At 24.8% G+C, this 2002-nt stretch carries 2 protein-coding genes; both read left to right on the top strand.

All coding sequences use genetic code 11. From position 1 onward, the window contains the following. Positions 1-37: 37 nt before the first annotated feature. Complete coding sequence (rnpA, locus tag RI68_RS03260) at positions 38-373, top strand: ribonuclease P protein component (RefSeq protein WP_017193799.1); 336 nt, start codon at positions 38-40, stop codon at positions 371-373. A gap of 29 nt (positions 374-402) precedes the next feature. Continuing rightward, on the top strand, positions 403-2002 hold a 1600-nt coding region (locus RI68_RS03535; protein ID WP_017193798.1), incomplete at its 3' end, for a YidC/Oxa1 family membrane protein insertase.

Here is a 2002-nt window from a genome sequence, read left to right as displayed (position 1 = left end):
AATTTAAGATAAAAAAAGGATAATATAAATTTTTATCATGAAAAGAAAATTTATTTTAAGAAAAAATAGTGAAATCGATTTGATTTTTAAACTTAATAAAAATAAAAATATCAGAAATGGTTTTTTTACGTTATATTATGCTAAAAATAATCATTTTAAACATTTTAAATTTGCTTTAAGTATTAGTAAAAAATACGGTAAATCGCACGAAAGAAATTTAATTAAAAGACGTTTAAGAATGATTATTTGTCAAAATATGAATATGATCAATCCTCATACGTCTTTCGTTCTTGTTATCAAACCAAAAGCGAAAGAACTTGATTTTGTTGGATTATCTAAATATTTCTTAATTTTAATTAAAACAATTTCTTAATTGTTTCTAAATAAGGATATTTTAATAATATGAGTAAAAAAAAATTACCGTTTAAACAAATACAAAAATTTTTAACCTTTCTTTCGATGACTATTTTATTATTTCTTTTTTTCAAATGGGCTTTCCCTTCTAAGAAAAACATAGAAGAGTTAAAAGACGCTGACATCAAGATTGTTTTTAATCATGATGTAACCTATGATGTTAAAAAGATAAAATTGGAAGACATGATTTTAAAATTAAATGATCCACAATCTTTTAATTTTACCGATTATTCAAATTGTGTCAATATTTTTCAAATGGGTATTCAAAAGAATAAAAATATCGTTGTTAGACAATGGAAAAAAGAGGATTTTAACCCTTCTGACACAAATGAAAATAGTAGAAAAATGATAGACGCTTTTAAAAAAACATTAAAAGACAAAATAGATGCTATATTACATAAAAAAGATTATTTTTTCTCTTTTGAAGAAAAACTTGATGAGAAAAAAAATCCTCCAGCAAACATTGTTAAACAATTTTTCACTATCAAAAGAGGGACTAATTTTGATTACGCTTTATTTCAAAAACATTATGACAAGGTTAACAAACAAAAATTGCTTGTTTATAAGATAGGTAATGATAAATCCGTAATTTTTAAAAATTTTAAAATTTTTGAAGATAAAGATAAGAAAGAAACAATTCGTGTTGACGATTATAACAAAAAAATCAGAGAGAAAAAAGATGACAATGGCGACTTCAATACTTTTGTTTTAAAAGAAGGCGCACAACAAACAGATTTAAACTTAAAATTATTTGTAGACGATTTTGGCGACTCTCCTATTCAATGGCCTTCTAAATTAAGATGGACTGGCATTTTAGGGTGGGGTTATATTTGGAACGTGTTAATCATTTTCATCGGTTCTTCTTTAGACTTCTTCTCCAATATCTTTGCCAGCGAAGAAGATGGTATTTTTTTTGGAAATTTAGGCTTAGGCATCATTTTAACTACTATTTTGATCAGAACTTTATCGTGGCCGATCTATACTAAAACTAGTTCCTTTTCTTTGAATATGAGTTTAGCTCAACCGGAAATAGATAAAATCAGAGCTAAATACGTTTTAAGAAAAGACAAAGCGTCTATGCAGCAAATGCAAATGGAAATAATGAAAGTATATAAAAAATACAATTTTAATATTTTCAGTATCTTTATAACTTTTTTACAAATGCCTATTTTTATCGCTATGTTAAGATCTTTAAATCGTTTTCGTGTTTATGGCGGAATATTTACTCCTCGCACTGAAAAACCCTTTTTAGGTTTTATTAATTTAAATCCTGTAGAAAATAATCTTATTATTGTTAAATTAGTTTTATCTCTTTTCGTGGGCATAAGTATGTTTTTCTTAAACAAATTAAGTTTAAAAAAACCATCTTATTTAAAACAAAATACTAAAATTTTAACTTTAGAACAACAAACACAAAAAAAAGCTCAAGAAAAAAGTATGAAGGTTTTTAGTTATATGATGATCGGATTAATGACTTTTACTTCCTTCAAAGATGTAACTTTGTCTTTATATTGGGTTGTAGGGAATTTATTCACTATAGTTCAAACAATTATTAATCATAAATTAATGGAAAATAAATATATTTTAT

This window comes from Vaccinium witches'-broom phytoplasma str. VAC (assembly GCF_000309405.1).
Classification (GTDB): domain Bacteria; phylum Bacillota_I; class Bacilli_A; order Acholeplasmatales; family Acholeplasmataceae; genus Phytoplasma.
Note: the sequence above shows the minus strand (reverse complement) of the source record. Positions and strands in the feature narration are given on the sequence as shown.